The 7,893-nt window shown below is 55.8% G+C and carries 6 protein-coding genes; 3 read left to right on the top strand and 3 right to left on the bottom strand.

What is annotated here, in order from left to right; genetic code table 11:
• Positions 1-2,063, bottom strand: a 2,063-nt coding sequence (locus tag AABZ39_20340; GenBank protein ID MEK6797135.1) for a hypothetical protein, incomplete at its 3' end; no start/stop codon positions are given.
• A 6-nt stretch (positions 2,064-2,069) separates the two neighbouring features.
• Complete coding sequence (gene tyrS, locus AABZ39_20335; protein MEK6797134.1) at positions 2,070-3,284, bottom strand: tyrosine--tRNA ligase; 1,215 nt, start codon at positions 3,282-3,284, stop codon at positions 2,070-2,072.
• 181 nt (positions 3,285-3,465) lie between these two features.
• Between tyrS and gap the strand changes: the two genes are divergently transcribed.
• Both gap and AABZ39_20325 read left to right on the top strand, forming a co-directional pair.
• On the top strand, positions 3,466-4,530 hold the full coding sequence (gap, locus tag AABZ39_20330; GenBank protein ID MEK6797133.1) for a type I glyceraldehyde-3-phosphate dehydrogenase: 1,065 nt from the start codon (positions 3,466-3,468) through the stop codon (positions 4,528-4,530).
• A gap of 135 nt (positions 4,531-4,665) precedes the next feature.
• Complete coding sequence (locus AABZ39_20325; GenBank protein MEK6797132.1) at positions 4,666-5,199, top strand: SRPBCC family protein; 534 nt, start codon at positions 4,666-4,668, stop codon at positions 5,197-5,199.
• A gap of 402 nt (positions 5,200-5,601) precedes the next feature.
• On the opposite strand, the gene AABZ39_20320 is transcribed toward AABZ39_20325, so the two are convergent.
• Complete coding sequence (locus AABZ39_20320) at positions 5,602-7,041, bottom strand: pyrimidine/purine nucleotide monophosphate nucleosidase domain-containing protein (GenBank protein MEK6797131.1); 1,440 nt, start codon at positions 7,039-7,041, stop codon at positions 5,602-5,604.
• A gap of 316 nt (positions 7,042-7,357) precedes the next feature.
• On the opposite strand from AABZ39_20320, the gene AABZ39_20315 reads away from it, so the two are divergent.
• Positions 7,358-7,893: phosphoglucosamine mutase (locus AABZ39_20315; GenBank protein ID MEK6797130.1), on the top strand; the 536-nt coding region annotated here is incomplete at its 3' end.

The raw sequence follows: 7,893 nt of genomic DNA, 5'->3' as shown, positions 1-7,893 counted from the left end.
ATGCCGGCATTGACGTTGAGATTGAGGTCCGGCACGAAGAAGAGCCCGTATCCGGAGAAACCCGCTGCCGCCGACCCGTCGACGCGATGATTGCGGAACCCGCCGTACCCCTCGTTCGCTTCATACGCGCCTACCTTGTAATCGATCGCGTACGCGACCGAGGCGGAGAGCGTCGGCTCGAAATACCGCGCAACATTGCTCACGAGCGACTTCGGCAGGAAGATGGAGAACGCATGCGATGTGTTGAGCGTCATGAACGAAGAGCGCTTATCGCTCACCAGGTCGTCGATGGTGGGGTTCTTCGTCCCCTGATTATTGTACGATACACCGATGTTCGGCGTATACGAGAAGAACGGGGTCGTGAACGCCCGGGAGACGGATGCCCCGCCGTCGATGTAATCCCGCTCGACGAGGATCTTATTGAGAACGAGATCGAGCGAGGGATTGTTGACGAACGCGATGCCGGCGATATCGGCGAACTGTGTGTGATGCCGATACCCGACGGCGAATGAATAGCTGATATTCGCCGCCGGCATTTCGTTGGTCATGGGGTCGATAACGCCGCCGTAGGAGAAGGCGATCGCCGGGAACAGGATGGACTGCGGCTTCAGGCGGTAGTCATCGTTGTTCACGCTGTCCTTTGCGGACAGGTTCTTCACCGCGGTGCGCGTATAATTCGCGCCGAGCGAGAAGAGATGTGCGCTCCCCCTGTTGACGAACGATCCGGCGAGCGTCGAACTCCCTTCGATGGCGTACACGTCTCGGTATATCGGTTCTTTGAGGAGCCGCTGCTCGAGCGGGCGGAAGAGCTCGGAGAGCGACGAATACGGTTTTTTCGATTCGTAATCGTAGCGGAAGTACAGATCGCTCATTTCCGCGCCGGTGAACGAGATGTACGTTTCCTCGGGCGACTTTCGTGAAAGGTAGAACGTCGCGTCCGCGGCTGCCTTGTAGCGCAGCGCCCAGGGGATGTCCACTTCGGACGACGGGGAGAAGTAATTGACGATCCGGGCATCCCCGAGAAGATCGCTCTGCGGCTGGAATATCGCGGCCTTGCGGGAGAACGCACCCATGAGGTTCAGGTGCACCGTTCCCCAATCGCCGCTGAGCACGACGTCGTCACCCGCGAAGATGCCGAGCTTCTGATAGAGATCGAGCCTGAACGAATTGGGTATGCCGAGGAGCGGTATCACTTTCGAGTTCTGTACGTACAGGCCTTCCCGCAGGGATGAACCGAATGAAGAGAGTATCCCCGTACCCCAGTAGTTCTGTACGAAGATGGGGAAATAGAAGAACGGCTGTGCGCCGACCTGATACGACATGTTGAGGGCCATTATCTTCTTCTGTTCCCAGAGATAGGTGCGGTAGACGCGGAAAAAATACGTCGGCGGGGAGAGCATCGATGTGGTGACATATCCCTCATCCGCAAAGAACCGGCCCTCGGTGAATTTAATGACCTTGCCCACGATGGTGAGCGATCGGTCGGGGAGATACGATTCCCCCTGATAGAGCATGCCGATCTTCGTCTTTCGATTGAACGAGAACCATTCGCCGGTAACGCGCTGTGCGCCGTTGTCGATGGTAACGCCGTCATACCCGAAGACCTCGTCGCTCGTGGCGCTGTAGACGATGGTGCCCGCCGTGAGCGTGTATTCGAACACCGAAAGCTCGACGGAGCCGACGATGCGTATTATCTCCTCTTCCGCACCGCCGGCCTTCGCCACAGAACGCTCGACGCGGTCGGCTTTTTTGAGGAGTACGCTCCCCCCCTCGAGATAGCGCCGTGACCGCGGGCGTTCTTCAAGCGCATTGCCCGCCGCGGTCATGCGTGCATCGTCGCCGAACACATGCTTGAGTATCTTCGTGCGCATCTCGTTCTCGGAATCGCGCTCTGTGACGGTTATTCCGTAGAGCATCGCTGCTTCCGATAATTCCTTGCGGCGCATGACGGTCAAAAGTTCGATGAAGGCCTTCGGCGCATCAACGGCGGGTATGTTCGTTGCGGGCGCGGTGAACAGGGGCAGCGGCAGTGCCATGATGAGGATGACAAGGAGCCGCCGCATCACTATCTACCGCGCAACAAGCTTGAAGAATTTTCGTTTGCCGACCTTCAATATCCGGGGGGACGTGAGCGATACCGCCCGAGCGGCATCCTCGATCTTCTCTTCATCGATCTTCACGCCGCCCTGCTCGAGGTAGCGGCGAAGCTGGGAATTGCTTTCCGAGGGCATGGCAGTCTTCAACACGGAAAGAATGTTCGTGCCGTTCTCGACGGCGACCTCTTCCACGGTATCCGGTATGCCGCCGCCGGAGAATATCCGTGAGAATTCGTCCTCGGCGTCCGCAGCCGCTTTCGCGCTGTGGTACATCGTGACGATCTCCTTCGCGAGTATCACCTTCACATCCCGGGGGTTGCGTCCTTCCTTCATCTCGCGGGCGTACGTCTCAATGGTCCCCATCGGTATGTCGGTGAGAAGCTCAAGATAGCGCGTGATGAGCGTATCGGGTATGCTCATGAGCTTGCCGAACATCTCCTTCGGGGGTTCTTTTATCCCCACATAATTCCCGAGGCTTTTGGACATTTTCTCCACGCCGTCAAGCCCCTCGAGTATGGGCATGGTCATTATCACCTGCGGTTCGAGCCCGTATTCGCGCATGAGCTCGCGCCCGACGAGGAGATTGAATTTCTGATCGGTGCCGCCGAGCTCGATATCGGCGTTGAGCGCCACCGAATCGTACCCCTGCACGAGGGGATACAGGAACTCGATCATGGCGATGGGCTTTCCCTCTTTGTACCGGTTCGTGAAATCGTCGCGCTCGAGCATGCGGGCGACCGTGTAGCGTGCGGTGAGCGAAAGGACATCGGCGAATTTCATACGCTCGCACCAATGCGAATTGAATTCGATGACCGTCTTGTCCTTGTCGAGTATCTTGAATACCTGCTCTTTGTACGTTTCCGCGTTGAGGAGCACATCCTCGCGCGAGAGCTGCCGGCGTGTCTTCGAACGGCCGCTCGGATCACCGATCATGCCGGTGAAATCGCCGATGAGGAATACGATCTTATGCCCGAGGTCCTGCAGGCCGCGCATTTTCCTGAGGAGCACGCTGTGCCCGAGATGCATGTCCGGTGCGGTGGGGTCGAACCCCGCTTTCACCGTAAGCGGTTTCCCGGTCTTCTTCGAACGCGTAAGCTTCTCAACGAGCTCGTCCTCGCTGATTATTTCCGCGGTGCCGCGGCTTATGACGGAAAGTACGGCCTGTATCTCCGGGTCTCGTTCTGACATGGGGTTCCTCATGGTTCTGTTCGGCAGGCAATAATAGCAGAGTTTTGTATAAAATCAATTCGATGTATTACGTTAACATCGGCCAGCGAACATCTCCGCGCAAAACAGGTGCGCGCAATTGACTTTTTTTCGGGCTGCGATATACTGTTTTCGCTTTTAAAATAACATCCAGGAGTTTTTCATGGCTATAAAGATCGCGATCAACGGGTTCGGCCGCATCGGGCGGCTGGTCTATCAGGCTATCGTCGAAAAAGGCCTCCTCAACGAGATCGATGTCGTCGCCGTCGTCGATGTCGCCACCGACGCGGAATATTTCGCGTATCAGCTCAAGTACGACTCGGTGCACGGCAGGATGAAAGCGACCGTTTCCGCCGAGAAGAGCAAGGCGGATCTCGCCGAATGCGACACGCTCGTCGTCAACGGCAAGAAGACCAAGTGCCTCATGGCGCCCAAGGACGGCATCGACAAGCTTCCGTGGAAAGACCTCGGCATCGAGTACGTCATCGAATCGACCGGGCTTTTCACCGAGAAGGAAAAGGCCGAAGGCCACATCAAGGCCGGCGCGAAAAAGGTCATCATCAGCGCACCGGCCAAGGGCGGCGCGAAGACCTTCGTCATGGGCGTCAACAACGAGAAGTACAATCCTGCCGAAGACCATGTCGTCTCGAACGCCAGCTGCACCACGAACTGCCTGGCACCCCTCGTGCATGTGCTCCTGAAAGAGGGCATCGGTATCGAGACCGGCCTTATGACGACGATACACTCCTATACCGCAACGCAGAAGCCCGTCGACGGACCGTCCAAGAAGGATTGGCGCGGCGGACGCGCGGCGGCTATCAACACGATACCGTCGACCACCGGCGCAGCGAAGGCCGTGGGCGAAGTGCTCCCGGAAACGAAGGGCAAGCTCACCGGCATGTCGTTCCGCGTCGCCACCGCGGACGTTTCCGTCGTCGACCTCACCTTCCGCTCGGTGAAGGACACTTCCATCGAAGAGATCGACAAGCTCATGAAGAAGGCGTCTGAGACCTATCTCAAGGACATACTCGGCTATTGCAATGAGGAGCTCGTTTCGACGGACTTCATCCATGACAATCGCTCGTCCATCTACGACTCGCTCGCCACGGTGCAGAACAATCTCCCGGGCGAAAAGCGTTTCTTCAAGGTCGTGAGCTGGTATGACAACGAGTGGGGCTATTCCTGCCGCGTTGCCGATCTTCTCATGTTCATGTCGAAGAAAAAATAGACAAAGCGATCGACTTCAAGCCGCAGCGTCTCTATGGCGTCTGCGGCTTTTCTATTTTTTGTTGCTGTTCATCATGGCTATTCTATTGACTTCATCGATGCAATTCTTACCTTCTGAGTAGAGCGGAGGTGACTTATGATCAAGAAAGTTCTCATCATTCTCGGCATTATTATCGTCGTTGCCGCGGCTGTTGTTGTCACAGCCCCGGTGTTCCTTCCTAAAACGTATACGGTTTCCCGGACCATCGAGATCCATGCCGCGCCGTCCGCGATCTATCGGACCCTCGGCGATTTCGATGAATTCATGAAATGGCAGCCATGGATACGCTATGAGCCGGAGGCGAAGAAGGTCATCACCGGCAAGCCGTTCACCATAGGTGCGCGGTACGAGTGGGAGGGGAAGAGACTCGGGAAGGGATCGATGATGATAACCTCTCTTGCGCAGAACGAATACGTCGAGACCGAGCTGATATTCGGCGGGGCGGATGCATCGAAGTCGGTGAACAGGGTATCGCTTGCGCCGATGGAAAAAGCGACGAAGGTGACATGGACGTTACGCGGGGGCATGTCGTATTTCGAGCGGTATTTCGCACCGATGATGGATTCCATGCTCGGCAAGGATTTCGAGGGCGGGCTTAAGAATCTCAAAGAGTATATCGAGAGAAAATAGCGGTGTTCGTATAAAAGAGTCCCCTGCCCGCACAACGGGTCCGCGCGGATAGGGGATGTGCGCTCGAATTACATCACGCTGTCTTTTTCACCGCCTTTTTGCCATTGGTGCGATGCGCTTTTAAACCGAAATCGCCTACTACGGGGTTTTTCTTTCCGTAATAAAAGTGACGCGTATGAATATAAAACCGTTGCGAAAGTAATTATATCCCGGTCTGATAGTAATTCAGACGCGGCATTCCGAACTGATGACATGGACACCCATCCATTCTGTTATGCGTGGGAATATACAGCGCAATGATTTTTTATCAAGCACGAAGTTGAGACTGTCGCGAAAATAGAGAACAGCGGGTTGCAACCCGCTGTTCTCAGCGATACGAACGATGATGCCGCGGTGAGCGGATCATTTCTTCTTTCCCGTCTTAACCGGCCGAGCGATGCGGTACGGACAGAGATATTTCCGCATGCCCATGCGGCCGTCGCGATGGAATTCCTGGAACAATCTGTCCACGCGATGCAGTATCGACGGATCGCCCTTCAGTTTGAACGTGCCGTATTTCCTGAGGAATTCCCTGTCGCGTACGTTCACTTCAACGATGGCCGATGACAGGCTTCTGAGCGAGAAGAAAAGCTCGTCCGGAGCCATCTTCCTGTCGAAGCAGAGACTCTCGACGAAATCCTTCGTTATGTGAAGCGGCTTCTGCAGCCGCTCGGGGAAATGGACGTTCCAGTCCCAGAGCGGGAAGAAGTGTTCGCCGGTACGCTTGGAAAGGCGTTCGTAATACTCTTTCGTTTCGCGCATATCATCGAGGAGCATGGGCGCGATACGCCGCGGATCGAGCGTACGGTCATCCGTGTTCTCCGCATCGCTCTCGAACATGCGGAAAAGCCCTGTCTTCTCGAAGTCGATATCGAACGTGTCCTCGAGGAACGATACGATGCCGCGGAAATATGATCGCGACTGTACCGGCTGGCAGAGATAGAGCGGGAAACGGAATTTTTTATTGCGCGGGTGCATCTTTATCCAGAGCACGGTGAGTATCTCCTCGAACGTGCCGGGGCCGCCGGGGACGATGATGCCCGCGCGCGACATGCGTATGAACGCCTCAAGGCGTTTTTCAATGTCGGGGAACACGATGAGATGATCGATATAGTCGTTGCACGGCTCGCCCGATATGATGCCGTCCTCGGTTATGCCGATGAACTTCCGCGTGTGACGGTTCATCTGATAGCCGCGGAGCGCCCCTTTCATGGGATCTTCCATGGCGCCGGGGCCGCTGCCGGTGATGAGCTCAAGCCCGAGAAGGCCGACGCCGAAACCAAGACGCTTATGATGGTTCGATTCTATTTCAGGGATATGATGACCGCCCTGCATCATGATGCGCCCATACGGATTACTCGCGATGTCCTCCCGCGTTATCACATGCGCGTTCTGGACGAAATGAAAAATGTACTGGGTTATCGATTCCGAGCTCATGTCATTGAGCGGGAATTGGCGCGAGAGAAGGAGATCGCGTATGCCGCAGAGTATCTGTTCTTCTTTCAGCTTGATCAGCCGTCCGCCCACAAGCTTCTCGCGCGGCACGCCCTTCAATATCATGCGCACCGACGATTTCGTTACGGCAAGGTCTATCGTCATGTCCGGATAAAGTCCGTCGAAATAGTGATGCCGCTTCGTGAGTATTATCGCCTGGATGATGCGCAAGAGCCGCTCGCGGTAATGGTCCTTGAATGCACGCTCCATCTCGAGGACCATGGTCGGGTTCATGTGCTCATCGAGCGCTATCTCAACGCTTGTCGACGGCATGATATCGGGTGCCGTCCGCTTCTTTGTGGTCTTCATCGGTCCATGTATTCCTTTTGTCAGTATCGGTGCACCGTGTAACATGGGTGAGTATAGCGCAGAAATTCACCGTCGTCAACGCGCGGTACGATGCAGCAAACGTACTGTTGCGCTGGGATCAAACGTGAGTTCACTTCGCCTGCTCAATCACCAAGACCAGCCACTAACCCCACGGAACAACACGAAAGGGAATACCGTTCGTGCGATTCCGCGGATTTCGCGGCAATGCTCTTTCATTGCGGTTTTTCTTACATACGCTTTTTATTTTTTGACAATCGCGATATACTGTCATTCATACGAAAACAAAGGACGAACGATGGAAAGAACGCTGAAAGTCAGTATATCCGGCATACGCGGCATCATCGGTGCCGGCCTCGATGCGGCGACGCTGGTGTCATACGTCAATGCCTACGCATTGCTCATGAAGCCCAGAAGCACGATAGCCCTCGGGCGCGACACCCGCATCAGCGGCAGCGCGATAGTGAACATCGTATCCGGTGCGCTTGCCATGGCGGGGCATACCGTTCTTGATCTGGGCATTGTCCCCACGCCGACCGTGCTCTTTACCGTTCGCAAGCGGAAATTCGCCGGCGGCATTATCGTTACGGCAAGCCATAATCCCATCGAATGGAATGCGCTCAAATTCGCAGGTGCCGGGGGGCGATTCCTCGTGCAGCGCCAGATCGATGAGCTCATCCGCGAACAGAAAAAGAATTCGCCGATAACGAATCCCGCATTAAGAACAGGCGGTATCGGCGAATATCCATGCGCGATACAGGACCATATCGATGCGATCGTCGCAAGCGTTGACGCGAAGAGCCCAGCCGGGCGCCTGCTGACGAACATGAACGC

The organism is Spirochaetota bacterium (assembly GCA_038043445.1).
GTDB lineage: Bacteria > Spirochaetota > Brachyspiria > Brachyspirales > JACRPF01 > JBBTBY01.
The sequence above is the reverse complement of the archived record's forward strand: the minus strand, read 5'-3'. Positions and strand labels throughout refer to the sequence as shown.

What these genes read in the sequence shown, in the direction of transcription:
- tyrS (MEK6797134.1), bottom strand. Translation starts at nt 3,284, where the DNA reads ATGTCAGAACGAGACCCGGAGATACAGGCCGTACTTTCCGTCATAAGC.
- gap (MEK6797133.1), top strand. Translation starts at nt 3,466, where the DNA reads ATGGCTATAAAGATCGCGATCAACGGGTTCGGCCGCATCGGGCGGCTG.
- AABZ39_20325 (MEK6797132.1), top strand. Translation starts at nt 4,666, where the DNA reads ATGATCAAGAAAGTTCTCATCATTCTCGGCATTATTATCGTCGTTGCC.
- AABZ39_20320 (MEK6797131.1), bottom strand. Translation starts at nt 7,041, where the DNA reads ATGAAGACCACAAAGAAGCGGACGGCACCCGATATCATGCCGTCGACA.